Source organism: Methylolobus aquaticus (genome assembly GCF_054172105.1).
In genome coordinates this window covers 232,803-256,182 of record NZ_JBSYXP010000003.1, presented here as the reverse complement: position 1 = coordinate 256,182, position 23,380 = coordinate 232,803, and the positions used below count along the sequence as shown (strand labels likewise).

The window sequence follows — 23,380 nt, the reverse complement described above, 5'->3', positions numbered from 1 at the left end:
GTGAGCACGATGTCCCCAGGCACCGCCCCCCCTTCCGGAATCACCGGCGCGCCCGCTACCTCCGAATTGCCCAGCGACGACCGCGTGCGCCCGCGGCTCGACACGCTGGTCCGGCTGTCGGCGCCGTCGGCCGCGGTGCCGCTGCACCGCGCAATGGCTCGCGCCATCCAGAGCGGCCAGTACTTGTCGCGTTTCAAGGGCCGCGGCATGGAGTTTGCGGAATCCCGGCCGTACATCGCCGGCGACGACGTGCGCAGCCTCGACTGGCGGGTGACGGCCCGCACCGGCCGCGTGCACACCAAACTGTTTCGCGAGGAGCGCGAGCGCCCGGTGCTGCTCGCGGTCGACGGCCGCGCCGGCATGTTCTTCGGCACACGCCACGAGTTCAAGTTCGTGACCGCCGCCCGCCTGGCCGCGCTGATCGCCTGGAGCGCCCATCATCACGGTGATCGCGTCGGCGGCCTGGTCTTTTCCGAGCACGCCCGCGCCGAGGTCAAGCCCGAGCAGCACCGCCGCTCGGTGCTGAACCTGCTGCAGCACCTCGCCGACGCGGTCCCCGGTCTCGGCCCCGCCGGCGCCGAGTCGGCCGGGCTCGAAGAGGCCATCGGCGGCATGGAACGGCATGCGCGCACCGGTTCATTGATGTTCCTGTTCAGCGACTTTCGCGGCTTCGACGACGGCATCGCAACGCGCCTCTCCCGGCTGCGCCGCCACGGGGAAGCGGTGCTGATCGCGGTCTACGATCCACTAGAGCGATCGGTACCCAGCAGCGGCCGCTACCGCTTCAGCGACGGTTTCAACGAGCGGTCGGTAAACTTCAGCCCGGACGCCGCGCGCGAGCACCGCCGGCGCTTCGAAGACCGTCTGCAGCGGCTGCAGTCGTTTGCTCGCGGTAACCGGATGCGAGTCATTGTCTGCGCGACCGACGAGGATCCGCTGCGCACCCTGCAGCGCGGCATGGCCGCCGACCACCGCCACCTATGAACGGCATCGCCGATCTGCTGCCGCTGCGCGACATCCACCTGCCGCCCGCCATCGGCTGGTGGCCGCCACCGCCCGGCTGGTGGCTCGCGCCCTTGCTCGCCGTCGCGCTGGTGTTTGCGGCAGTGTGGCTTTATCGGCGCCGGCGCCGCCGCGGCGCGATCCAGCGGATCGCGCTGAGTGAACTGGCGGCCCTGGAGCGCGATACTGACCTGAGTGCGTCGCTGAAGGCGCAGCGGCTGTCGATCCTGCTGCGAAGGGTGGCCCTGAGCGTGCATCCGCGGAACGAGGTCGCGCCGCTGCAAGGACGGGCCTGGCTGCAGTGGCTCGACCGGGCGCTGGGCGACAGCGGCTTCACCGACGGGCCGGGCCGCGCGCTGCTCGACGCTCCGTATAGGCCGGACATTGGCAGCACCGACCTCGACGCACTGTTCGAGCTGTGCCGCGACTGGCTAACCAAGATCGAAACGCGCCGCTGAACCCCGATGTTGCAGTTCGTCTGGCCCTGGCTTTTCCTGATCCTGCCCGCACCGTGGCTGCTGGGCCTGGTGCTGCCACCCGCCGGGGACCCTTCCGGCGCCGCGCTGCGCGTGCCCTTCCTCGACGAACTGCCGCAGCGGAGCACCTCTACCGCCCCGCGTAACCCGATCGCGCGACTGGCGCTGGCCTGGCTCGCCTGGCTACTGCTGGTGACCGCGGCGGCACGTCCGCAGTGGCTGGGCGAGCCAATCGAACAGACCGTCAGCGGCCGCGATCTGCTGATGGCCGTCGATCTGTCGGGCAGCATGGAGATGGAGGATTTCGTGCTGGCGGGACGCCCGGTCGACCGCCTGACCGCAACGAAAGCGGTCGCCGGGGAATTCATCGAACGCCGCGCCGGCGACCGTATCGGCCTGATCCTGTTTGGCGAGCGGGCCTATCTGCAGGCTCCGCTGACCTTCGACCGCAAGACCGTCCGCACACTGCTCGACGAATCGGTGATCGGCCTGGCAGGGGACAAGACCGCGATCGGCGATGCCATCGGGCTGGCGGTCAAACGCCTGCGGCAGAATCCCGAGCACCAGCGCGTGTTGATTCTGCTGAGCGACGGCGCCAACACGGCCGGGGCCGTGACCCCACTCCAGGCAGCGGAACTCGCCAGCCGCGAGCAGTTGAAGATCTACACGATCGGCGTCGGTGCCGACCGCATGCTGGTCAGCGGTCTGTTCGGCACCCGGGAAGTGAATCCGTCCCAGGATCTCGACGAGGACACGATGCGGGCCTTGGCCGACAAGACCGGCGGACGCTATTTCCGCGCGCGGGACACCGAGGAACTGGCGACGATCTACTCGGTGCTGGACCAGCTCGAACCGGTCGAGAAGGAGCACCTGTTCTACCGCCCGTTCACAGAGCTGTTCCCGTGGCCGCTCGGCGCCGCGCTGTTGCTGGCCGCGGGCCTGCTGGTCCAGGCACTGGTGAAGCGATGACCGAAGCGTTTCATTTCCTCAGGCCCTGGTGGCTGCTGGGCTTCCTGCCGCTGGCACTGCTGCTGTGGCGGCTGGCCGCGCACCGCCGCGCGGCGGGCAATCTTTCCGAACTGTGCGACCCCGCCCTGCTGCCGCATCTGATGGTCGGCACACCGGCCCGCAGCGGGCGAGCGTTCGGCACCACGCTGGCGGGACTGGCCGGCACGCTGGCGCTGCTCGCGCTGGCCGGGCCCGTCTGGGAGCGTCTGCCGGTGCCGGTGTTCCGCAGCGACGACGCGCTGGTCATCGTCCTGGACCTTTCCTACGCCATGGACGCGACCGACCTGAAGCCGAGCCGGCTGGATCGCGCCCGTTTCAAGATCACCGACCTGCTGCGCGCCCGCCGCGACGGTCAGACGGCGCTGGTGATCTACGCCGGGGATGCGTTCACGGTCACCCCGCTGACCGACGACGCCGCGACCATTCAGTCCCAACTCAGCGCGTTGACGACCTCGCTGCCGCCGGTCCAGGGTCAGCGGGCCGATCTCGCGCTGGAACTCGCGGCGCGCCTGCTGCAGCAATCGGGATTGCGCAGCGGCAACGTGCTGATGATGACCGGAGACGTCGATCGCGCACCAACCGTCGCGACCGCCGAGCGCCTCCAGAGGCTGGGCTATCGCGTTTCCGTGCTCGGCATCGGCACCGAAAGCGGCGGACCCGTGCCACGGGGACGCAGTGGGCTGTGGAAGGACGACGCCGGCAACATCCGGGTTCCCAAACTCGACCCCGAGGGCCTGCGAGCGGTCGCCCAGGCCGGCGGCGGACTCTATCGCGAGGTGACTTCCGGACCGTCCGACATCGAGCGGCTGCTGGCGTCCTTCGAGCGGCCCGGCGGCCCGCAGGCCGAGGCCGGGGAGTCGCAGGTCCGGATCGAACAGTGGATCGAAGCCGGACCTTGGCTGGTCCTGGCCTTGCTGCCGCTGGGCGCGCTGGCGTTTCGCCGGAGCGGCCTGCTGGCGCTGCTGATATTGCTGCTGCCGCTGCCTCGGCCGGCCAGCGCTTTCGAATGGCGGGATCTCTGGACCAAGCCGGACCTGGCCGCATCCAAGGCCTTCGAGGCGCAGCAATACGACGACGCGGCGGGCCAGTTCCGCGACGACGCCTGGCGCGCCGCCGCGCAATACCGGGCCGGCAAGTACGAGGACGCCCTGAAGACCCTGCAGCGGGTGGACACGGTCGACGGCTGGTACAACCGCGGCAACACACTGGCGAAACTGCAGCGCTACCCGGACGCGATCGCGGCCTACACGAAAGTCCTGGAGCGCGATCCGCAGCATGCGGATGCCAAATACAACAAGGAACTGCTGGAAAAGGCGCTGAAGAAAAAGGAGCAGCAGCAGAAAAAGCAGTCCGAGTCCGGGAAGGATCCGCAGGACAGTGGCCAACCCGAGAAAAAGCGCTCGAACGAGGGCCAGGACGCGGAAAAGAAGGACTCAGACAAACAGGATCAGCCCGATCAAAAGGACGGGGATAAGGGCGAACAACCCGAGAACCAACCGGAGCAGCAGTCCGCCGAAAACTCACCGCCCAAAAACCAGAAGAAGGGTCAGGACGGCTCGTCGCAGCAACCGCCGCAAGAGGCCAACAAACCCGGGGAACCGGATTCCGCCCAGGAAGAGCAGGGGGCGGATCAGTCGAAGGAGGCGCAGGCGGACGGAGCACCTGAAAACGCCGAGCCCAAAGCCGGGACCCCCTCTGTGGCACCGGACCCGATGCAGCGTAAGGAAGCGCAGCAGGCCAACGAGCAATGGCTGCGGCGCATTCCGGACGACCCCGCCGGTCTGCTGAAACGCAAGTTCGCGTGGCAATACCGGCAGCGGCAGCAATCCAGCGAGGATGACGAACAATGATTCCAGGCCTGTACCCATCCCGGCCCACCTCTCTCTCGAGTTCGCCCCTGGCGCTCGCGTTCATCGTTGTGCTGATGTCGCTGTGGCCGCTCGGGGAGGCCTGGGCCGTCGAGGTGAACGTCACCAGCGACCGCGACCCGGTGTCGCTGGAAGAGTCCTTCAACCTGGTGTTTTCGGCCGACGAAGACCCGGACGGCGAGCCCGACTTCTCGCCCTTGAACGAAGATTTCGACGTGCTGCGGCAAGGACGGTCGACGCAGATCAACATGGTCAACGGGCGCCTGACCCGCCGCGCCGAGTGGACCGTGACGGTCATGGCGAGGCAGGCCGGAGACGTAACCGTGCCGCCGATCGCCTTCGGCAGCGACACCAGCCGGCCGATCCGGCTGACGGTGCTCCCGGGCCGCGCCCAGCGCTCCGCGGGGAGCGGATCCGCGCCGCTGCAACTGGAAGTCGAGGCCGAACCGAAGAACCCCTATGTACAGGCCCAGGTCGTGCTGACCCTACGGCTGCTGCATCAGGTGGCGCTGCGGAACGGGCAACTCGAGGATCCGAAGCTCGAGGACGCGATGATCCAGAAACTGGGCGAGGATCGCCGCTATCAGATCGAGCGGGACGGCCGGCGCTACGGCGTCATCGAACGCCGCTTCGCGATTTTCCCGCAGAAGAGCGGCACGCTGCGCATCGAACCGATAGGACTCGAAGCCGAACTGGCCGGCAGCGGCAATTCGATGTTCGACCAGTTCTTCGGCGGCGGTGGCCGCGTGACGAAGATCCGCTCCGAGGCCACCACCCTACAGGTGCGTGCCATCCCTGCTGCGTTTAAGGGCAAGCACTGGCTGCCGGCCGCCAGCCTGACGCTGGATCAGGCCTGGTCCAGCGACCCGCCGTCGACCAAGGTCGGCGAGCCGATCACGCGCACCCTGTCGGTCCGCGGCGAGGGCGTCACGATGGGCATGCTGCCCGAATTGATCGACCGCGGCGCTGCCACGGCGGCCGAATTGAAGCAGTACCCCGACCAGCCGGCCATCAGCGAGCAGCACGGCCCCGGCGGCCTGACCGGCGTGCGGCGCGAAAAGACCGCGTTGATCCCGATGAAGGACGGCAGTTTCAAGGTGCCGGGCGTCGAGATTCCGTGGTGGAACACGAAGACCGACAAGCTCGAAGTCGCCCGGCTGCCGGAAACGACGTTGAAGGTGCTGCCTTCGCCGGAAGCTCCACCGCCACCGATCCGGCCGGAGGATGAGTTGGATCTGTCCGGGCTGGCGCCGAAAACACCGGACCCCACCGCACTGTCACCGACGGCGCAACCGGTTCCGTTGACCGCTAACCCATGGTTCTGGGCCACGTGCCTCTGCGCCGCGGGCTGGCTCGCGACCGGGCTGGCCTGGTATTTCCGGGGCGGTCGAAAACCGGCTGCCACTGCGACGAAAGCCGAACGGGCGCCCGACTTCTCGGGAACCCTGAAGCAGTTGAAACGTGCCTGCGCAGACGGTGACCCCGAGGCCGCGCGCCGCGCGATCCTGGCCTGGGGCGCCGCCCGCTGGCCGGCTTCACCGCCCGTCAATCTGGAGCAGACCGCCAGCCGCTTGGGTGGCGACGCACCCGCGTTGATTCAGAACCTGAATCGGACACTCTATGCAGACGGGAAGGGACTATGGAACAGCGAAGGCCTGTACGCGCTCTTCGCGGACCATTCGCGTGACGGCGCGAAAAGCAAAGGCAAGAGCGACGGGGGCGCAACGCTAGAGGCGCTGTATCGGACGTAGTACGCTGCAGGGTCTGAGGGAAGGGATGGGGGTTGCACGACTCCGCGCTCATTAACGAGCGGATGTGCTACATGCCCGACCCTGAGCACAGTAGGGACGAGCCAAGTTACCATGCCCCAGGCAAAACCGATGATGGACGCTTTCTGCAGATCACATTCACGGTGCGCGCATCCGGCCGCTTGATTCGCGTCATTTCCGCCCGCGACATGCACCGCAAAGAGAGGACCTTCTATGGCCAAGCCAAAGAAAACCCTACCTGATTTCGAGACCGAGGCCGACGAGCGCGCTTTTTGGGAAAGCCGCGATTCCGCTGACTATGTTGATTGGGGGAAGGCAATGCCAGTGCGCTTTCCGAGCCTGAAGCCCTCGACCACCACAATATCGATCCGTATACCCATTGCTTTGCTGGAGCGAATCAAGATTGAGGCGAACAAGCGGGACGTGCCTTATCAATCCCTCATCAAGGCGTGGCTCTCCGACGATATCGATCGACATCAGCATTGAGATGCAGGGCACATGCTCAGAATCTAGCCTGTGGATTGCGTACAACCCCGTTGTCCCGCCCCAGGAATCCCCCTGAGGGAGGGGCAGAGCGATTAATGGATTGACCTCACCCCGTTTTTGGGTCCGATGGAATGATAGTTTGACCGATAGTGGCAACCCATGTTTAGTCTGGCATTCCCTTGCGACTCGGGTTGGCGACCCAAGCTCGAATGCGGCCAATGAAGTCCCATACATCCCCGGGAGATGGGCGCAGGTACGATGCTGAACTAGGGTCTTCACCCATAGATTGGAAGATCGTCGTGAGCCAAGCCCCCTTATTCCGGCTCACGGATAGCGCGTCAAGCCAAGACTCCACCTCACCTGATGGAACGACGAATACTCCATAGTCGGCCAGTTTTGCGAAGAAATTGGCGCAGGCTTCACGGTCGCTACCGCACAGAAGCTCTATGCCTCTGTCGCGCTTCATATCCTTGCCTGTAGCTTCAAACGCTTTGAGCAATGCACTTCGCTCGGTAGCCAACGCGGAATGACTGAGTTTCGGGATATATGCGCCATCCATTGGCTTTTGCCAAACGGCGCCCCCCTCCTTTAGTACGTCAATATCAACAATCCCAGCAGCGGGGATTCCAAGTTCGCGGAGTGGCTGAACAATGTCCCAAACGGTTTGCTTGTTCTGAGCATTCAGGAACAGGCACCCTTCGAGCCCCCGCGGATCTCTCTCGAGCAACAGGCGCTCGTTGATTTCCTGATAGAACGCGCGATCAGCGTCGGCCTCCGTAACGATAACAGCGTTATAGAAAAGCGCATTCAGAACACCGACCGACCTTAACAAAGGATTGCGCATCAACGGCACAAGCTTTTCTTTCGTCAATAGCCGCACCGTGGCCGTGGAGTAGTCATAGGTAAGGCGAATAATATTGAGCGGCGCCCCACCTTGAACACACCCCATTAGGAAGTTTGCACTATGCGTCGCGATGAAGATCCGTCCATTACTGTCAGATATAGCGGATGTGATTTCTTTCCCGAGCCGCGCACAGAGAGCGGGATGCAGGAAGGCTTCCGGTTCATCGATGAGCGTTATCTTCGGCTCACCCGCGATAAGCGTTGTGAGCATGCCGACGAACGCCTTAACGCCATCGCTCGCATCGTCTATGGGTGTCGCCTCGGAATGAAAGGTTACGGATGTTGATTCCCATCCCTTTTCCTCTCGTTCGTCGACAGGAGGTCTCGAGGAAAGACGAATGCGAAGGAAGCCAATCTTAGTTGGATCAATTACAAAGTACTTTCCAAATGCTTCAAATACAACGCGTCGAACCTCTGCTCGTGCCTTGTTGTCATTGAAAAGATGGGCCAAGTGATTCTGGGCGGTATATTGGAGGTCACCTGCGGCTTGCTGTTCAGTCAGAGCTAAGCGGCTCTTGCCGTCAAGTCGTAGCGTAAAGAGACGGAGGAAAGACGAGTAATTGTCGCGACGACCATTATTCGGGCTTTGAGCCTCCTGTTCTAGACTCGGCAGATGAATCTGTAGTGTAGTGGCGGCATTATCTTGTGGCTTGAGTTTTCTGACGAGAATGTAATCAGGACCAATCGGCTCAGACGGATCCGGCTTAACCTCGATCTTGGCAATCTCTTTTTGGAGGGCGGCAAGCGTCCAAGGCTCAAACACAAGGTTATGTATTATCTTCCCTTCCGGCGGCGTGGGGTGTGTAACCCAGCCCTCAATTTCAAGTAATGCACGAGACTTGCCGCCATTATTTGGCCCAACAAATATAGTTACGGGAGCAAGCGGAATTTCAAGCGACGGCTGTGTGGGACCTGTCCCGGCTTTAAATCGCAATTGTTTGAGCATTTGTCCTCACAGTTGAAAAGGCGGACGGGCAGGAATGGGCAAAGAGGGTCGGGGAAAAAGGTAGAGTATATAACAGGTTTCCGAGTACCGTAGACCGCGAGAAAAGGGGCAGGTTACTTTTCCGCGCCATCCTTCGGTTTCATTGGCCGCCCGCCCCTGGGAACGATCCTGGCATGTCGGCCCGCCATCGCCTCGATCTCCTCCTGAAATTTGCTCGATCCGAGTGCGCAGTCCTTGTTCAGATGCGCGCGTATTCCCCCAAGATCACGGGCCGCAAGCGGTTGCTTGAACAGTGCGCGATAAGCCGGTTCACACGCCTCGGAACTGGCAGCGAGTCGGCGATACTCCTTCGGTTCGGTTAGCCAGTATATGGCGGCGTCACCGGCCTGCGTGCGGTAGCTCGACCAATGTAAATCCCCAGGACTGGCCACCAGGCCGGCCCGCACCGGGTTCAGTTCTATATAGCGCATGCACCTCAGCAGATAGCGTTCGCTGTCCACCGAGCTCGACTTGAAGCGCCCATCGATCAGGGTTCCCGAGCGCCGATATGCGACATCGGCATACCGCCTGTAGCGGCGACCGACCGATTGCATCAAACCGGAAATCGCACCCGGCCTCTCGCCCACGTCGAGTCAGGTGGACGTGGTTCTTCATCAGCACGAACGCGTAGAGCTTGCGGCCGTTCATCACCAAGGCTTCGCGCAGGTATTCGCGGTAGTCGCTGTGATCGTCGTTGTGGAAAAATGAGCCTGACGATGATTGCCGGGCTGCATGAGGCGTTGCGGAACACTCGGCAAGGCGAGGCAAGGAAGGCGCGCCATCGCGGGTAGTGATGAGCGGTATGCATTCCGGCTGCCGATGGGCGACCCCTTGCCAGGAAAAGCGGGGTCGGTGGCCTGAATCTGGTAGCCTTTCGCGGCGCAGGGACGGATCGGAGCAATGGGCCTCCTCCGCGCCCCTCGACCGCAGGGGCCGCCCGACACGGATGCGCCAACGTTCAGGCCCCCATGCCGGCGGAATGGCCAGCCAGTCGGCGCAGCCCCTCTCGACATCCACACACCCCTGACGGAACCCGGCTCATGCAACTCGACTATGAATTTCGCGCGCTCCAGGAAGCGGTCAACTATCGGAAAGCCATCCTGCGCGAGTTCTCCAGCGGCCTGAAAGGGGAGGTGCTCGAGGTCGGGTGCGGGGTCGGTCAGCTCAGCCAGGAATTGCTGTCATGGCCAGGCATCACACGCCTCACCTGTCTTGAACCGGATAGCCAGTTCCTGGTCGAGCACGCGCGAAACGCGCCGGGAGCCGAACTGATCCACGGCATCGCACGAGACTACGCGACGCGTTTCACACCGGACTGCATCGTCAGTGTCAACGTGCTGGAGCACATCGAGAACGACCAGGAGGAACTTGGGTTGTACCGCCGGATGCTGAGCGCACGGGAGGGCACCCTGTGCCTGCTTGTGCCGGCCTGCCCCGAGCTTTACGCCCCGATCGACAGGAAGTTCGGACATTTCCGCCGCTACGACCACCGGGAGCTGCGGCAGAAACTTCAGGCTGCCGGTTTCAAGACGATCGACCTCCACTATCTGAACAGCGTCGGCTATATAGCCTGGGCCCTGGTATTCAAGGGACTGGGCAGGACCGCCTTCGACCCACACAGCGTGCGGTTCTACGACCGCTGGATTTTCCCGTGGGTACACCGGCTGGAAACGACCCTCTGCCGTCCACCGCGAGGCCAGAGCCTGGTCGCGCTGGCGCGCTGAGCCCGCAGGAGGGCGGGGCATGCAAGCGTCCGGTTTGCTGGTTCTGTTGCCAGTCGGATTCTTCGTCCTGGCCGGTAACGCCGGCCGGATCTGGGTACGCCAGCAGGTGGCGAGCGACCCGCGGCAGCGCGGGCTCATCGCGGCCTTCGCGCTGACATCCTGGTGGGCGGGCCTGGGAAGCGTCGTGCTGAGCTTCGGACACCATCTGGCGCAGCTCCCGGTGGGCCTGTGGTGGCTCGCGGGGATCCTCGCGTTACTTGGCTTCGACCGGCTTCTGCGCAAGCGCTTCCGCCCACCCGCATCAGCGGAATCGCCCTACGGGGAACCGATGTCGACGGCGGAGAAACGCGTCACTGTCGCCCTCATGCTGTCTGCCGGCGCCGCCCTGGCCATGGGTCTGCTGTATCCGCCCAACAATGGCGACTCGCTCATCTATCACCTGCCTCGGCAACTGATCTGGATCAGTGAACGAACCGTGTGGCCCCAGGCCATGCCGTTCCCACACATGAGCGTCATGCCGGCGCTGTCGGAGTGGGTATCGGTCCAGCTGTATGTGCTGGCCGGCAGTGACCGGCTGTCATTTCTGGTGCAGTGGGTTTCCTACGTTACCTGTTGGGCACTGCTGGATGCGATTCTGCAGCAGGATGGAGCATCCCGCACAGCGCGCCTTTATGCCGTGGCGTTTTTCGCCTCGCTGCCCGCCGCCTTCTATCAGGCCTCGAACAACAAGAATGATCTGTTCCTGACCGCGTGGCTGCTGCTCCTGTGGCTCGTCGCACGGCGCTGCATTGCGCTGAGGACGAACGGGCTCGGGGCGTCGATGCTTGCCGGGGTCTCGGCGGGCTGCGCGATGCTCGCCAAGGGCACGGCGGTGGTCTACCTGCCAGCCATCGGCATGGTCGCCGGGCTGCGTTTCATCGCCAGCCGGGCGCGCTTCAGCGCGATCGGCGGCGGCGCTTTCGTCGCTGCCGCGGCGGTGATCACCGCCTTGCACTATGTGCCGACCTTCGTGCTCTTCGCATCAGGCGACACCGCGACGGAAGACAGCGTCCTCAATGGCCGAATCCTCTCCGCGAGTTCGGCCGTGTCGGTCCTAGTACGCAACCTCGCCCTGCAGTTCGCGTTGCCTTTCGAATCCTGGAATCGCACGCTGGAGGCTGCAACGACCGCGGCCTTGGCGTTCCTGGGCCAGGGTCCCTCCGATCCCGATACGACGTTCATGGCGACCCGGTTTGCCGTGATCTACACGCCCTTTCTCGAAGACTCCGCCACGGCATTCATTCACTTCGCGCTGGCCTTGTGGCTGTGTGCCGGCGGCTTTCTGCGTGTGCAGCCCGACCCCCAGCGTCGCTCCGCGCGCGAATCGGCAGCGCTGTTCGCATTGTCCCTGCTCCTGTTCTCGGTCGTCTTCCGCTGGCAGCCATGGCATTCCCGGCTGCTGATCCCGGCCGTGGCCTTCGCCGCGCCGGGTGTCGGCCTGATGATCGCGTCCTGGCGCCCGCGCCCGTGGCCCGCGGTCGCTATCGCTGCACTATGGCTCTGGCTCTTGCCGGCAGCGTCCAACTGGTCGCGACCGCTCGTCGGAAAGGTCACTCCGTGGATGCTCGATCAAGATGCGGCAGTGGGGCGCACGGGCCTTGGGGCCAACCTGCTGCCGCCGATCGGCCGTGTGTTGCGGGAGGCGTCGGTACACTCCGTCTGGCTCGCCACCTCCACCAGCCCGATGCACGCCGCGCTGCGCTACCTCCCGTTATCGACGCAGTACGGTTTCTCGGCCCAGGGCGCGCCACGAAGCCGCTTCGACGCCGTGCTGACCAACCTGCCGGACACCGGGCTCTCACGCTACACGCGCAAACTGATTAAGGGACTGGTCCCGGTCGTGGACTTCGAGGGCTGGCGGCTGTTTCTGCGGCCTGAAGCCTATCGAGATCTCGGCCGATTCGGCGCCCTGCCCCCGGTGACCGGCGTCGCGACCGAGGCGGGTCTGGCCCCGATGCAGGGCCCCTATCCCGAATTCAAGCTGCCGCTCTTCGCCAACATCGAACCTTCGGGCGCCGAGTTCCGGACTCTCGCCGGCACGCACCCCGACCGACTGGAAATCGCACTGGCGCGCTACGCGGGCTCCGCTCGCTTCTCCATCCTCATAGACGGGGTAGTGGCCGGCAGCATCGCGGTGGACGGCACCCGCCCCACTGCGGCAGTGACTGTGAAACTGGGTGCCAGTGCGACACCACAGCGCATTGAAATCAGGCCGGACCCGATCGCTCAGACGGCGGCGCAGGCAGCCGATCCTCCGGCGCGCCTGCTCAAGATCCAGGCCATACCGCCAACCGGGCGATAGCAAGGCCGGGCGGATTCGGGGACGCGAAGCGGCTCCGCGCGGCGGGAAACGGGTTCACGTTACCTTTCTTCGCAGTGCAGGGCTGCGCCGACTCGAACACGGTCCGCCCGACACTGATCCAAGGTCGACGATCACTCGAAGCTCGGCAGCGGGGTATCAATCACCCAATCCCCTCGCTGTGCGTCGTAATGCCAATCCTGCTCGTCGACGACCATTTTCTCGGTGGGCTGCCCAATGTAGTGGTAGTGAATTTCGACCGTCTGGTGCAGGGTCTGCCGCGCTTTGTCTTCGCGTTGGGAAACGACGTTGTAACCAGTGACCCGCACGTCCCTCAATCGGTCGGTCGCCCGACGCGGAGGGCTTACGCCATCATGAAAGGCAGCGGCCTGGTTGAAGTCACCCCAACGAACTGCGGACTGGTAAGCCCTGAGGGACTCGGTCCTTTTCATCAGAGCCGAATCATGAGCACAGGCCGCCAGCAACAAGCACGCAGCCGACGCGAGAATCAGAAGCGAGGGCTTGCCCGTTGCGTTCCCGGGACGTGTTGTAGGCCACAACCTCATTGCAATGTTTTTCCCATGAATGCGTACGCCGATTTTCGGCCAGCAGTCCGGGGGGCGTGCAGCCCCCCTGCCGGCCATGAAGACTCCCATGGCGAGATCGCCGGTGCAGGACGTCAATCGCCCCGAGCTGCTCGACCTGTTGTCGGAGCGACAGGTAACCCATGCCACCCAAACCGTCGTTCCGGGTCTGAACCGGGAACCCATGAGTCCGGGGATGGCGAGGCCGCTGACATTCCTCTTTCTGGACGCCGACGTCCCGCCCGGCCTGACGCCACCGATGTAGCGGGCGGCAATTGGATGCTATGGGCTGCGATGCAGCGCAGTCAATACATGAAGCCACGTAGCGACACGGTCGCCATCTCCCGCCACACGGGACACGGGACACGGGACACGGGACACGGGACCAGAATAATCGCCGGCAACCGCAAACCGCGCGGCCTCTTCGATTTTGGCAGCGCAGTGCAGCCGAAATCGGCTGGGGTATCGCCACTCGCATCACAGAAGGTCTGTCGTCGAGAGCGGCGTCCACCCGGCGAGTGACCGCACTCGATGCGGGATGCGGACGGAAACCGGCGCCTGGTCGTTCCCGCCTTCGGAAGCCAGGCGTCTCCGCTGCGTTCTTCAGCTCGCTGCCTACTGGAAATACGCCTTGATCCCTTCCAGTACATTGGCGGTCGCGATCGAGGCCAGAATCAGCCCCATCACCCGACTGACGATGCTGGCGCCCCCGGTTCCGATGATCTTCGAGATGAACCCCGCGGCCAGCATGAGCAGATACGACATGGCGATCACCGCAAGCATCAGCAGCGCGCAGATCGCTTGATCGAGCAGCGAATTGCTGGAATTCTCGGTCAGCAACACCACGGCCATCATCGCACCGGGCGAAGCCAGAGAAGGGGTCGCGAGCGGGAACACGGCGACGTCACTGGCGGAGCGCAGCTCCTTCTTTTCCGACTCCGGTTTGCCCTCGCCGAAGATCATGGTCAAGGCAAACAGGAAGAGCACGATCCCACCGGCGATTTGAAAGGCGAGCAGTGGGATACCCATCGCCTGAAGAATCGGTTCGCCGACGACGATGAAGAACAGCAGTATCCCGGCGGCGGTGGCAGCAGCCACGAATGCGATGCGGCGGCGCTCCTTTTCCGGCCGCCCCTGAGTCGCCGATATGAATACCGGCACCGTCCCGACGGGATCGATCACTGCCCATAGCAGCACGAAGGTCGTCAGCATTTCACTGGATGACGGCATGAACTCGGTTTTCTGAGTTGGCAAACCATGACACCCCCGGAACCGGGCGCGTTAACGGTCGCGGATCCGACCGCGGGACTGAGTGTGCGGTCTGAGATGACACATTCACCGCGGGGCCTCGCCTATCATGCTGGCTACGCCCGGCGATGCGCCCGCACGTCGGGAAAGTGAGAACGCTGCAGCGCTCCGGCCGACTGGGACCGCGGATCGGCCGACAGGCAACCGGCCTTTCCGCGGCCACTGGAGGAACCCGAGGTCAGTGCGAGCCCGGAGGCTTTCCGGCTTCCGAACCGGCCGGCTTTTCGGCAGGCTTGGCGTTGCCCGCCGCCTCGGTCGCCGCTTTCGGGGCGGACATCGTCCCGCCATTGTTCATCATGCCGCCCCCCTTCATCATGTTGGCGCCGCATTTCATCTCGCCCGCGCCTTTCATCGTGCCGGCGGCCTTCGCCGCGTCCGTCGCAGCGTCTCCGGCCGCTTCGGCCACTCTATCCACCGCATTCGGGCTGATCTCCTTCAGTGCGAACGGGTCTTTCTCCACGGCAACGGCAGCAGTGGAAGCTGCGCCTGCCAGGCTGAGGCTCAAAAACGCAGCGAATGGGGTCTTGTCCTGTTTCATTGGCTTTCCCTTGGTCAATGGTAAACGGCGGGAGGCGCAGACATTCAGCGACGCTTTCCCGACGGCGGTTTGGACGCCCGCATATGAAATGCGGAAATCGCGGGCCTTGCAAGTTTCCCGTGGACGGCAGGGACGTCGACGACCGGTCCTACCCGCGTGCGGCGGGCGTTCCTGGCCCTTGGATACCCTGGCCGACCGCGCCGCGATGTCGCGCAATTGATGGTGCCGAAGCCGTATTCGTGTCGATCGTGGCCGGAACTGTTGCGGGCGCCGCACCACTGGACGGATCCGGCCGTTGCGTACGGGTGGCACCGGAGTGGATTCGACAGGGCTTCTGCCAAGACCAACCTTCGCGGCTCTGAACAGAGCCTCCCTAGACCCACCGTCACCATGCGATACGGCGCTTGATCCGCCTTCTCCGAACTTTCTGTGAGCCAGTTCACAGTTCCGGGCAGACAGGGCCGCAGCCGCACTCGCCCGCTCAGGGCCGCTACTAGCCTTCGGTAACCGACACCCTCAGGGCGCCGGGTACAACGCGATGCGCACATCGGGTTGATGGACAAGAAAGGCCAATAACGAAAGGGTGAGACGATAATGAACGCCACGCATGAAGCTTCCTTGGATGCGCTTGCTTCGCTGATCGTACCGGCTGGCGGAATGGCGACTGCGCAAGCGTCATTCGGCGCCAGCCCTTACTTCGCGCCATCGGGCTATCACGAAATCGGACCAGGAGCGCGGAACGCCGGCCGCCGCGGCCCTATCCGGGCTCGCACGCGCCGAAGCCTTCTGCTCATCGCCGGGATGAGCCTCGCGATGGCCGGCGGCAACGCCGTCGCGGCGACCTATTACGTCGCGCCGGGCGGCAGCGATGCGAACCCCGGATCCTTCGACCGTCCCTTCAAGACGCTCAACGCGGCCGCCAGAAAACTCGCGCCGGGCGACACCCTGTTTGCGCGCGGAGGCACTTATGTCGAACGCCTAGTCATCAGCAAATCCGGCACCGCCGCCGCGCCGCTGGCCGTCCGCGCTTATCCCGGCGAAACCCCGGTCATCGACGGCCAGTACCGCCTGGCCGCCAACTGGAGCAATCTCGTCGCCCTGACCGGGACCTACATCGAGTTCTCCGGCTTCGAGGTCAGGAACGGCCTCGGCCAAGGCATCAATATGGTCGGGCCCCACAACACCGTCCGCGGTTGCAACGTGCATCACCATGCCGCACGCGGCATCATTGCCGCAGGCGACTACAGCCTGGTCGAGGCCAGCACGATCTGGTGGAACGCCACCGACAACTGCCGCCTCAGCACCTGTCCCCCGACCAAGACGCCGAACGGCGGCTGGGGCAGCGGACTGAGTGCGGCGAAGGACCCGGTCGACGGCCTGACGCAGCATGCCGTCCTGCGCGGCAATACCGTGTTCAACAACTGGGGCGAGGGCCTGTCGACATTCCAGGCCGACGACACCACGCTCGAGGGCAACGTCGTCTACGACAACTGGGCCGCCAACCTCTACGTGTCGGATGCCACGAACGCCTGGGTGGCGGGCAATCTGATCTACTTCTCGGCGAACCCCGCTGTCGGGCGCGTAGCCATCAATATCGCCCTCGCCGATGAGAAGGGCACACCCGCTTCCCGCGGCACGACCCTCGTCAACAACCTGGTGAAGGGCGGCTCGCTGAATCTCAAGTGGTGGGCCGACCGGCGCTTCCCCCAGGGCAAGCTGCAGGACGTCCTCATCGCCCACAACACCTTCGTGGACACGCAATCGACGAATGTCCAATCAGCCTCCCTCGCCATTGATTCAGCCGCTCATGTGAACGTGCAGATCCGGAACAATCTCGTGAAGCAGGATACGGCCCCGCGCTGCATCAATGTCGGCGCCGGCGACATCACCTTCTCCGCCAATCTCTGGTCCAAGGCGCCGAATCCCGCAGCTTCGGCAGGAAACGATGTCGTCGGGGCACCGCAACTGGCGCTGACCGGACCGGTCGCGGCCGGCGCCCTGACCGGCGACTACTTCACGCTCACGCCGACCTCACCCGCCATCGGCCGCGCCGACATGCTCAGCGACGTGCTGGACGATTACTTCGGCACCCCGCGTGACACGACGCCGGACATCGGAGCGGATGAATTCTGACCTTGACCGATGGGGCGACGGACCGGCAACTCGTCAACAGTTGCCCCGTCGCCTCTTTCGGTAATCGGTGTTTAATCGAGAGCCGACTGCGGAGCCGATCGCGGCGGGCGTGCCGGAGCGCCCTGCCGAGGCCGCGCCGCCCGCCTGAGTAGCAATCCCCGGGGGTCCCCATCCGCACCGGGCTGCGAATCCGCCCAGTCCAATCGTACCCAGCGGGCATGGCCCCGCCGAGGGCATCGATCACCACCGATCGGTGCCGCTCCCATCGCCTGATTGCGCAATTCGTCCATCCAGGGACCACGCGCCACCCCCAACCATGAGCAAAAAGCAGGCATTCAGCAGCATGGCCCAGTCCAGCCTGGCCTCATGCATGAAACTCCAGAACCCATAGGTCTTGAGTTCGCGCAAATAAAAGGTAACGGTCTCCGTCACCACCCAATCGCGGCCCATCCATATGGGGATCTTCGTGGCAGAAATGGCGACGAGCATGGTGACGATCAAGGGAACGGTAGCCAATCGCGTAAACAGACCTATCAGAATGAGTGAGCCGCAGATGATCTCCACCCAGCCGACAAACGGACCCGTGAATTCGGGATACGGAATGCCCATCTTTATGAAACGCCCTGAGCCGAGCATCTCGGGAAAAATGAGCTTCTGAATCCCTTCGGGTATAAAGACACCCGCCAGTGACAAGCGGATAAAAATCGTCCAGCGCGATTCATTAGCTCTGGAAAGGGATGTAGATAGGCTACGGCTCACGACTTCTCCTCCTCGTTAGTCTCTTGATATATTTAAATAAAATCTACCGATATGTCGCACCATTGCCGATAGTCTGGAACCCTCGTATGGGGCCTCGCATAAATCGGCGTCGCACTTCGCACCGGCCAGGCCGAACGGTCGGGCTGGCGCATCACAGAGCACCGGAAATCAAACCCAACGCCACTATTGTCAATAAGAACGACACGGCGAGTTGTATGGAACGAATTGTCACCTTCTTTAACACCTTTGAGCCCACATAGGCTCCGATGAATGCCGAAGTGCTCGCCGCAAGAACCAAGGGCCACTGAACCACGCTCCGGTTGGCAACGATGTCAGCGCCATAAATGACAAGTCGGGACATGTCGACCATTACGGCAAGGACGACTCCTGTGGCAACGAATGCCTCCTTGTCGAGGCCTGCCTTCAGCAGAAACATGCTGCGAAAGGCCCCCTGGTGCCCGGACAAGCCACCGAAGAAACCGCTGACCATACCGCCCATCGGAAGCCACTTACGGTCCACCGTGAGTTTGGAGAACCACGGGCTGAGTTCCAAGGCAACGAATACGATGATGATGAGGCCGATTATGAGCTTCAACGGCGACACCTGAATTTCATGCCCCAGTAGGCTGTACTCGAACCAGGGCCTGAGATCCCCGAGCCACGTCAGAAAAGCGGCTCCGACCAATGCCGTTAGCACGGCAGGCACACCAAAACGGACAAGAACGGCGGGATCAGCCCTTCTCCCCAGCAGCGCGATCTTGAAGAGATTATTCGCCAGATGCACGATTGCCGTCATCGCGATGGCAAGCTCCAACGGAAAAAATAGGGCTACGACGGGCATGAGCAGAGTACCCAACCCAAAGCCTGAAAACAGGGTCAGTGCGGAGGCGATCAACGCCGACAAACAAACGACGATGAGTTCCATGGATAACTCCGAGTTGTCTGACGTTTACGTCCGATGGAAGAAGCGATGTCCCGAGTCGTCAAACCCGGAAAAAAGCAGACGAACGGGTTTCTCGATGCAAAGAAATTCACCGAGAATGACTGCGATGGGTCTACCGGCCTTCATGCGTCCGATTACGCTACGCTAATCGGACCTACACGGGCTACCGCCGTCGAGGCATCGGTTCTAAGCCTGATGGCGATCGCCACTGAACGAAAGCACGAAGAAACCGTGGTCTGTCCCTTGTCAGTTGTTGTCAGTTGCTTATCATCTCGGCCGCTCATTACGAACCCTGAACACGAACTCAGGCATCACTGAGGAGTTAATCGATGGCGAAGCCGCCGCGCCCACGGGCTGACACCGTGCGGAACCAAGAGAGCAAGGGCGGGTTATCGGCACGCCGCGGGAAGTTCGTCGCTGCGGCCGGCCTGGTGAGTATGGCAATGCTCGTCTGGTTGCTGATCAGCCCCGAGCGATCTCAAACCGACAGTGAACGAGCGCCGGGCCCCTACGCGCCCCCACTGAACTGGAAGACTTGCGATAACCAGCGCGAGTATGACTGCGCGACGATGGAAGCGCCACTTGACTACGCGCAGCCGACGGCCGGGACTGTTTCCCTGGCGGTCATCAAGCTCCCGGCCACGGATCCGGCCAGACGGCTCGGAACCATCTTCCTGAATCCGGGCGGTCCCGGAGGCGCCGGAACAGTGGAACTCCCGCGCTGGAAGCCGCTTTTCCCGCTCCGCCTGCGCCAGCATTTCGATATCGTCAGTTGGGATCCGCGGGGCATCGGTGACAGCACCGCGGTGCAGTGTTTCGAATCTTCGTCGGTTGAAGCCACATTTTTCGGGGGCGTTGCGATCAATGCTTACCCGCGCGGCAAGAACGAGAGCGCGCGCTGGCTCGAGCGCTTCAACACCTTGATGCAGCCGTGTGCACGACGCAACGGCACGCTGCTGGACCATGTTTCCACGACCGAGTCGGCGCAGGACCTCGAACGCCTGCGCCAGGCCATCGGCGAACCGCGGCTCAATTATCTGGGTCTTTCGTACGGCACGCTGCTGGGCGCCACCTACGCCAATCTGTTTCCGGATCGTATCCGGGCCATGGTGCTCGACGGCAACATCGACCCCGTGAACTGGTACGCGCAGCCCGGCTTGTCGCTGAGCCTGCGCATCAATACCGATCAGGCCGTGGCAGCGACGTTCGAGGAGTTCATTCGTTTGTGCGGCCATGCGTCCGCCGCGCATTGCGCGTTCTCGGCCAGCAGCCCGGAGGCCACCCTGGAAAAATGGGAAGCCCTTCTGCGCCGGCTTGACGAAGGTGCGATCGAGATTCCGCCCGGCAAGCTGCCGAACCACCCCGGAGGCCTTGCGGTGACGTACGCGGTGACGGTTGCTGCGGTGTCGGACCAACTGATGTTCACGAAGTCGCCGATCAGCGCCGGCTGGGAGGGTATCGCCGCGTTGTTGCAGACGCTTTGGGACTCCCGGAACACGCCGCCGAGTTCAAAACGCTCCGCGAGTCCGCCTGTGACCGCCGGCCGCTACGCGGGACCGGAACAAGCCTGGGCCGTGATTTGTGCCGAGGCGCCCAATCCCCGCAAACCGGGCTTCTATGCGGCCGAAGCCAGCCTCGCGGCCTTCAATTCTGGCGTATTCGGTCCCTTCTGGGCCTGGTCCGACTCAGCCTGCCACAACTGGCCTGGCCGGACAGCGCATCCCTATACGGGCCCCTGGAACCGCCCCACCTCGGCGCCGATCCTGGTCATCGGCAACACCTTCGATCCATCGACGGCCTACGTGAACAGCGTTGCGATGACGCGGTATCTGGCTCGGGGCCACCTCCTCACTGTTGAAGGGCACGGACATACCGCGCTGCTCAATCCGAGTACCTGCGCCAACACCTTCATGACGGACTACTTCTTGACGGGTGCGCTCCCGCCGCCCAGCACGGTCTGTCCTCAGGACCGCATTCCCTTCTCGGGTGCGCCCGACGGATAGTGCGGGCAGTGCCTCGGAGTAACGGGGGCGCGGGGCATCTTCCGCTGCCTCCCGAATGTCGACATGATCATCGTCCTCGGACTGACCGGGACGGCACGGCCACTGCCAACTGGAAAGAAGCAACCGTCCGGCCGACGCACTTGGACGGGTGCCGGGATATCCTGACCGAAGACGGTATCAGGCGTTACGGTTTGACCGGGAAGAGATCGATAGACTCGCAGTCGGTGGCGGTAATGTCTCGGGGTTCGGCCCGGCGCAGCAAGACCGGGGAGACGTTCCAGCGTTCAGAGTCGTCGGTGATGACCGTGACGCTCTTCTTGTTGTAGCGCATCAGCGTGCCGACGATGACACGACCGTCGGCGGTATCGAGGCGACCCGGTTGGCGAGCGAGAACTGCAACATCGTGGCATGGGCACGCATCTGTTGCAGAAAGCGCAGGCGCTCGACGATGCGCCGATTGAGGTCGACGAGTTCCGCTTCGCTGAGACGGTCGATGTCGATGGCCATAGAGTGTCGGGGATGGGTTCGCCGGGGCCGGTAGCAGTCGGCGCAGCTCATCTTGAATCTTCCGGCAGGAGCTTCGGGGGAGGCTGATCCGATGCGCTATTTTGCCATCCCAGATGCGCTACAGGTCCCGTCGGAAACGCCTTGGGTAGCTTTCCTTGAAGGGTTCGACCCGGCGCTAATCGCCACCTTGGAACAGCACCTGGACCTGGTGCATGGCTGAGCCACATCACTGCGTCGCCAGGCTCGGGCTGGATTCAACGCACGCGCTTCAGACAGCAATGTGTGCGCCGGAACTCGTCTCGCGGAACTTTTGGATCTCTTCTTTCGTGAACTGCGGAAGCCCATCGACGATCTCGTCCCACTCTGCCTTACGCTCTACGTAGATATGCTTGTCAGGCAAAAGGCCGATCGGGTCTTTCACGCAGCCGGCTGGAATTCGAAACGAGCTTCCCGTGGGAGTCGGGTTCGGCACTGGAGAACCGCAAACTTGACAGAAGAATCTACGGTAACTGGGTGGCCGTTCGACAGCAGGTAGTTCAAACGAGCGAATCAGATCCGCGCCAGCCGTGATCCGAAAGCCTTCAACACTGATACCGACCATCGCTGCGTACGCAGACCCGGTCGACTTTCGGCATCGCGAGCAATGACATAGCTCGAACGGGCCGACAACCGATGCGGCCACAAACTGAACCGAGCCGCACAAACACTCACCCTTGATCATTACCGTCCTCCGATTTGTGGTGCATAACGCCCAGCATGCAGCGGGCGGCGCGCAGCGCCGCCCGCTGCATGCTGTTGTCAGGCCGTTCTAGTGCCTGCTTCACGGGGGCCTCTCAGTCGTGGGGAATCATGAACTTGAAGACTTCGGCCGGCTTGAAGTTGGCTGTCTGGTTGCCGCCGATGTCGGGGTTTCCGTCGAGCTGCAGCTTGCGGGCGCCGGAGCCTTCGCTGAAATCGAGCTTCCTGAAGTCGGCCCAGACGATGCTGGGGCTGTTGGTGTCCTGGTAGTAGTAGACCTTGTTCTTCTGATCGGAGACGGTGAGCCAGAGCGTGTCGGCGATGTTGGGCTGACCGGGGATCTTGATGCCGATGGGCACGCTGACGTTGCGCATCACGCTCAACACGGTCGCGACCGCGGTACGCGGATCGGCCGATTGCTTGGCCTCATTGATGTAGTAGGAGGCGCGCACGAAGCGGTCCGCCGCTCGATTGGTGCCGGGAATGAAGACGGAGCCGCCGATCTTGTCCCAGTAGGTGTTGAGGGCAAGCTGCTGGTCGAATGTCGGAGAGTTGGTCATCACCTGGTACTGGCGGCCGTGGTGGATGACGAGCTTGCCGTCGAGGTATTCGAAGATGGCCGAATCCCCTGAGGCGTCGGAGATGGAGAGGTGGACCGTGCCCGGTTCGCCGGTGGGCGCCTTGATGGCGACGACGCGAAATTTTTCTTTCCTGAGGTCGGCGACGGCTTCGGCCACGGTTGCGTAGTTGTCGAGGACATATTGCACCCAGGCGGAGTTGGGGAGCGTGGGGCGCTTGTCGGCCGCGGTTTCGGGCGGATACTTGGATTCGGGCAGGTAGAGCAGGTTTGCGACCAGGCCCTTCTCGTTCATGCCGTCGGCCGACGCACCTTCGTAGATGGTGGTGACGACGCTGCCGTACTTGCTTTTCCAGACGGTTGGCTTGGCGGTGCCCGAGGTGCGCTGCAGGCCACGCGGGTAGAGCCAGAGGTTGGTGTCCATGTCGGACATGAACCAGTCCATAGTCCTGCCGGTGACCGTCTGCCCTTCGAGGCCGAAGTAGACGGCGCGGGTGCAGGTGTCGGCGACCGACGGGATGAGCAGCGAGGCCGAGAGCAGGGCTGCGAGGGCGTGGCGGGTGGTCATGGCGGTCTCCTTGCTAGATGCAAAAATGGGGCGGCCTAACGCTCCGCTTGAGGCGCCGAGAAAAGCGCTTTTTGAGGTCGCACTGGGATAACCGGGGACAGACCACGGTTTTCAAAGTATTGGCCACTAGGATAACCTGGGACAGACCATGGTTTTCAACGTA

The 23,380-nt window shown here is 63.3% G+C and carries 24 protein-coding genes; 13 read left to right on the top strand and 11 right to left on the bottom strand.

What is annotated here, in order from left to right; translation table 11 throughout:
• Positions 1–9 precede the first annotated feature (9 nt).
• The 7 genes from ACW73L_RS05565 to ACW73L_RS05535 are packed head-to-tail and all read left to right on the top strand — an operon-like array spanning position 10 to position 6,609.
• Positions 10–984 (top strand): DUF58 domain-containing protein, encoded by a 975-nt coding sequence (locus ACW73L_RS05565; protein ID WP_498920708.1) that lies wholly within the window; start codon positions 10–12, stop codon positions 982–984.
• Entirely contained in the window at positions 981–1,460 is a 480-nt protein-coding gene (locus tag ACW73L_RS05560; RefSeq protein ID WP_498920565.1) for a DUF4381 domain-containing protein, read from the top strand. Before ACW73L_RS05565 ends, ACW73L_RS05560 begins: the two co-directional genes overlap by 4 nt.
• Before the next feature lie 6 nt (positions 1,461–1,466).
• Positions 1,467–2,447: a vWA domain-containing protein gene (locus tag ACW73L_RS05555; RefSeq protein ID WP_498920564.1), complete on the top strand. Its 981-nt coding sequence runs from the start codon at positions 1,467–1,469 to the stop codon at positions 2,445–2,447.
• Positions 2,444–4,336: a vWA domain-containing protein gene (locus ACW73L_RS05550; RefSeq protein WP_498920563.1), complete on the top strand. Its 1,893-nt coding sequence runs from the start codon at positions 2,444–2,446 to the stop codon at positions 4,334–4,336. Before ACW73L_RS05555 ends, ACW73L_RS05550 begins: the two co-directional genes overlap by 4 nt.
• Entirely contained in the window at positions 4,333–6,105 is a 1,773-nt protein-coding gene (locus ACW73L_RS05545; RefSeq protein ID WP_498920562.1) for a BatD family protein, read from the top strand. Before ACW73L_RS05550 ends, ACW73L_RS05545 begins: the two co-directional genes overlap by 4 nt.
• Before the next feature lie 32 nt (positions 6,106–6,137).
• Positions 6,138–6,365: a BrnT family toxin gene (locus ACW73L_RS05540; RefSeq protein WP_498920560.1), complete on the top strand. Its 228-nt coding sequence runs from the start codon at positions 6,138–6,140 to the stop codon at positions 6,363–6,365.
• On the top strand, positions 6,337–6,609 hold the full coding sequence (locus tag ACW73L_RS05535) for a BrnA antitoxin family protein (RefSeq protein ID WP_498920559.1): 273 nt from the start codon (positions 6,337–6,339) through the stop codon (positions 6,607–6,609). Before ACW73L_RS05540 ends, ACW73L_RS05535 begins: the two co-directional genes overlap by 29 nt.
• Before the next feature lie 163 nt (positions 6,610–6,772).
• On the opposite strand, the gene ACW73L_RS05530 is transcribed toward ACW73L_RS05535, so the two are convergent.
• Together ACW73L_RS05530 and ACW73L_RS05525 are read right to left on the bottom strand one after the other, a co-directional pair.
• Positions 6,773–8,458 carry an ATP-dependent nuclease gene (locus tag ACW73L_RS05530; RefSeq protein WP_498920557.1) on the bottom strand — a complete coding sequence of 562 codons (1,686 nt, stop codon included), beginning with the start codon at positions 8,456–8,458 and terminating at the stop codon, positions 6,773–6,775.
• A gap of 113 nt (positions 8,459–8,571) precedes the next feature.
• Positions 8,572–9,051 (bottom strand): transposase, encoded by a 480-nt coding sequence (locus tag ACW73L_RS05525; RefSeq protein WP_498920556.1) that lies wholly within the window; start codon positions 9,049–9,051, stop codon positions 8,572–8,574.
• Between the two features lie 486 nt (positions 9,052–9,537).
• On the opposite strand from ACW73L_RS05525, the gene ACW73L_RS05520 reads away from it, so the two are divergent.
• Positions 9,538–10,221 (top strand): class I SAM-dependent methyltransferase, encoded by a 684-nt coding sequence (locus ACW73L_RS05520; protein WP_498920554.1) that lies wholly within the window; start codon positions 9,538–9,540, stop codon positions 10,219–10,221.
• A 19-nt stretch (positions 10,222–10,240) separates the two neighbouring features.
• Positions 10,241–12,562 carry a hypothetical protein gene (locus ACW73L_RS05515; protein ID WP_498920552.1) on the top strand — a complete coding sequence of 774 codons (2,322 nt, stop codon included), beginning with the start codon at positions 10,241–10,243 and terminating at the stop codon, positions 12,560–12,562.
• A 131-nt stretch (positions 12,563–12,693) separates the two neighbouring features.
• On the opposite strand, the gene ACW73L_RS05510 is transcribed toward ACW73L_RS05515, so the two are convergent.
• Positions 12,694–13,011: a hypothetical protein gene (locus ACW73L_RS05510; protein WP_498920550.1), complete on the bottom strand. Its 318-nt coding sequence runs from the start codon at positions 13,009–13,011 to the stop codon at positions 12,694–12,696.
• A 202-nt stretch (positions 13,012–13,213) separates the two neighbouring features.
• On the opposite strand from ACW73L_RS05510, the gene ACW73L_RS05505 reads away from it, so the two are divergent.
• Entirely contained in the window at positions 13,214–13,408 is a 195-nt protein-coding gene (locus ACW73L_RS05505) for a hypothetical protein (protein ID WP_498920549.1), read from the top strand.
• 350 nt (positions 13,409–13,758) lie between these two features.
• Here ACW73L_RS05505 and ACW73L_RS05500 read toward each other — a convergent pair whose 3' ends face one another.
• Positions 13,759–14,397 (bottom strand): MarC family protein, encoded by a 639-nt coding sequence (locus tag ACW73L_RS05500; RefSeq protein ID WP_498920547.1) that lies wholly within the window; start codon positions 14,395–14,397, stop codon positions 13,759–13,761.
• Between the two features lie 232 nt (positions 14,398–14,629).
• Positions 14,630–14,989: a hypothetical protein gene (locus ACW73L_RS05495; RefSeq protein WP_498920546.1), complete on the bottom strand. Its 360-nt coding sequence runs from the start codon at positions 14,987–14,989 to the stop codon at positions 14,630–14,632.
• Positions 14,990–15,583: 594 nt separating this feature from the next.
• Here ACW73L_RS05495 and ACW73L_RS05490 point away from each other — a divergent pair.
• A complete protein-coding gene (locus ACW73L_RS05490) occupies positions 15,584–17,122 on the top strand; it encodes a right-handed parallel beta-helix repeat-containing protein (protein WP_498920544.1) in 1,539 nt (512 codons plus the stop codon).
• A gap of 240 nt (positions 17,123–17,362) precedes the next feature.
• Here the strand turns inward: ACW73L_RS05490 and ACW73L_RS05485 are convergent, their stop codons facing one another.
• Together ACW73L_RS05485 and ACW73L_RS05480 are read right to left on the bottom strand one after the other, a co-directional pair.
• Positions 17,363–17,881: a DoxX family protein gene (locus ACW73L_RS05485; RefSeq protein ID WP_498920542.1), complete on the bottom strand. Its 519-nt coding sequence runs from the start codon at positions 17,879–17,881 to the stop codon at positions 17,363–17,365.
• A 151-nt stretch (positions 17,882–18,032) separates the two neighbouring features.
• Positions 18,033–18,806, bottom strand: coding sequence for a TSUP family transporter (locus ACW73L_RS05480; protein ID WP_498920541.1), 774 nt, complete (start codon positions 18,804–18,806; stop codon positions 18,033–18,035).
• Positions 18,807–19,153: 347 nt separating this feature from the next.
• Between ACW73L_RS05480 and ACW73L_RS05475 the strand changes: the two genes are divergently transcribed.
• Positions 19,154–20,827, top strand: a complete 1,674-nt coding sequence (locus ACW73L_RS05475) for an alpha/beta hydrolase (protein ID WP_498920539.1) — start codon at positions 19,154–19,156, stop codon at positions 20,825–20,827.
• Between the two features lie 184 nt (positions 20,828–21,011).
• On the opposite strand, the gene ACW73L_RS05470 is transcribed toward ACW73L_RS05475, so the two are convergent.
• Together ACW73L_RS05470 and ACW73L_RS05465 are read right to left on the bottom strand one after the other, a co-directional pair.
• On the bottom strand, positions 21,012–21,158 hold the full coding sequence (locus ACW73L_RS05470; RefSeq protein WP_498920537.1) for a hypothetical protein: 147 nt from the start codon (positions 21,156–21,158) through the stop codon (positions 21,012–21,014).
• On the bottom strand, positions 21,158–21,334 hold the full coding sequence (locus ACW73L_RS05465) for a hypothetical protein (protein ID WP_498920535.1): 177 nt from the start codon (positions 21,332–21,334) through the stop codon (positions 21,158–21,160). Before ACW73L_RS05465 ends, ACW73L_RS05470 begins: the two co-directional genes overlap by 1 nt.
• Positions 21,335–21,425: 91 nt before the next feature.
• On the opposite strand from ACW73L_RS05465, the gene ACW73L_RS05460 reads away from it, so the two are divergent.
• Positions 21,426–21,554, top strand: coding sequence for a hypothetical protein (locus ACW73L_RS05460; RefSeq protein WP_498920534.1), 129 nt, complete (start codon positions 21,426–21,428; stop codon positions 21,552–21,554).
• 48 nt (positions 21,555–21,602) lie between these two features.
• On the opposite strand, the gene ACW73L_RS05455 is transcribed toward ACW73L_RS05460, so the two are convergent.
• Both ACW73L_RS05455 and ACW73L_RS05450 read right to left on the bottom strand, forming a co-directional pair.
• A complete protein-coding gene (locus ACW73L_RS05455; RefSeq protein WP_498920532.1) occupies positions 21,603–22,055 on the bottom strand; it encodes a GFA family protein in 453 nt (150 codons plus the stop codon).
• 112 nt (positions 22,056–22,167) lie between these two features.
• Positions 22,168–23,217, bottom strand: coding sequence for a linear amide C-N hydrolase (locus ACW73L_RS05450; protein WP_498920530.1), 1,050 nt, complete (start codon positions 23,215–23,217; stop codon positions 22,168–22,170).
• Between the last annotated feature and the right edge of the window lie 163 nt (positions 23,218–23,380).

Excerpts from the sequence above, each read along its gene's own strand:
- ACW73L_RS05565 (WP_498920708.1), top strand. The coding sequence starts at position 10 with ATGTCCCCAGGCACCGCCCCCCCTTCCGGAATCACCGGCGCGCCCGCT.
- ACW73L_RS05560 (WP_498920565.1), top strand. The coding sequence starts at position 981 with ATGAACGGCATCGCCGATCTGCTGCCGCTGCGCGACATCCACCTGCCG.
- ACW73L_RS05555 (WP_498920564.1), top strand. The coding sequence starts at position 1,467 with ATGTTGCAGTTCGTCTGGCCCTGGCTTTTCCTGATCCTGCCCGCACCG.
- ACW73L_RS05550 (WP_498920563.1), top strand. The coding sequence starts at position 2,444 with ATGACCGAAGCGTTTCATTTCCTCAGGCCCTGGTGGCTGCTGGGCTTC.
- ACW73L_RS05545 (WP_498920562.1), top strand. The coding sequence starts at position 4,333 with ATGATTCCAGGCCTGTACCCATCCCGGCCCACCTCTCTCTCGAGTTCG.
- ACW73L_RS05535 (WP_498920559.1), top strand. The coding sequence starts at position 6,337 with ATGGCCAAGCCAAAGAAAACCCTACCTGATTTCGAGACCGAGGCCGAC.
- ACW73L_RS05530 (WP_498920557.1), bottom strand. The coding sequence starts at position 8,458 with ATGCTCAAACAATTGCGATTTAAAGCCGGGACAGGTCCCACACAGCCG.
- ACW73L_RS05525 (WP_498920556.1), bottom strand. The coding sequence starts at position 9,051 with ATGCAATCGGTCGGTCGCCGCTACAGGCGGTATGCCGATGTCGCATAT.
- ACW73L_RS05520 (WP_498920554.1), top strand. The coding sequence starts at position 9,538 with ATGCAACTCGACTATGAATTTCGCGCGCTCCAGGAAGCGGTCAACTAT.
- ACW73L_RS05515 (WP_498920552.1), top strand. The coding sequence starts at position 10,241 with ATGCAAGCGTCCGGTTTGCTGGTTCTGTTGCCAGTCGGATTCTTCGTC.
- ACW73L_RS05510 (WP_498920550.1), bottom strand. The coding sequence starts at position 13,011 with ATGAAAAGGACCGAGTCCCTCAGGGCTTACCAGTCCGCAGTTCGTTGG.
- ACW73L_RS05505 (WP_498920549.1), top strand. The coding sequence starts at position 13,214 with ATGGCGAGATCGCCGGTGCAGGACGTCAATCGCCCCGAGCTGCTCGAC.
- ACW73L_RS05495 (WP_498920546.1), bottom strand. The coding sequence starts at position 14,989 with ATGAAACAGGACAAGACCCCATTCGCTGCGTTTTTGAGCCTCAGCCTG.
- ACW73L_RS05490 (WP_498920544.1), top strand. The coding sequence starts at position 15,584 with ATGAACGCCACGCATGAAGCTTCCTTGGATGCGCTTGCTTCGCTGATC.
- ACW73L_RS05480 (WP_498920541.1), bottom strand. The coding sequence starts at position 18,806 with ATGGAACTCATCGTCGTTTGTTTGTCGGCGTTGATCGCCTCCGCACTG.
- ACW73L_RS05475 (WP_498920539.1), top strand. The coding sequence starts at position 19,154 with ATGGCGAAGCCGCCGCGCCCACGGGCTGACACCGTGCGGAACCAAGAG.
- ACW73L_RS05470 (WP_498920537.1), bottom strand. The coding sequence starts at position 21,158 with ATGCGCTACAACAAGAAGAGCGTCACGGTCATCACCGACGACTCTGAA.
- ACW73L_RS05465 (WP_498920535.1), bottom strand. The coding sequence starts at position 21,334 with ATGGCCATCGACATCGACCGTCTCAGCGAAGCGGAACTCGTCGACCTC.
- ACW73L_RS05460 (WP_498920534.1), top strand. The coding sequence starts at position 21,426 with ATGCGCTATTTTGCCATCCCAGATGCGCTACAGGTCCCGTCGGAAACG.
- ACW73L_RS05455 (WP_498920532.1), bottom strand. The coding sequence starts at position 22,055 with ATGATCAAGGGTGAGTGTTTGTGCGGCTCGGTTCAGTTTGTGGCCGCA.
- ACW73L_RS05450 (WP_498920530.1), bottom strand. The coding sequence starts at position 23,217 with ATGACCACCCGCCACGCCCTCGCAGCCCTGCTCTCGGCCTCGCTGCTC.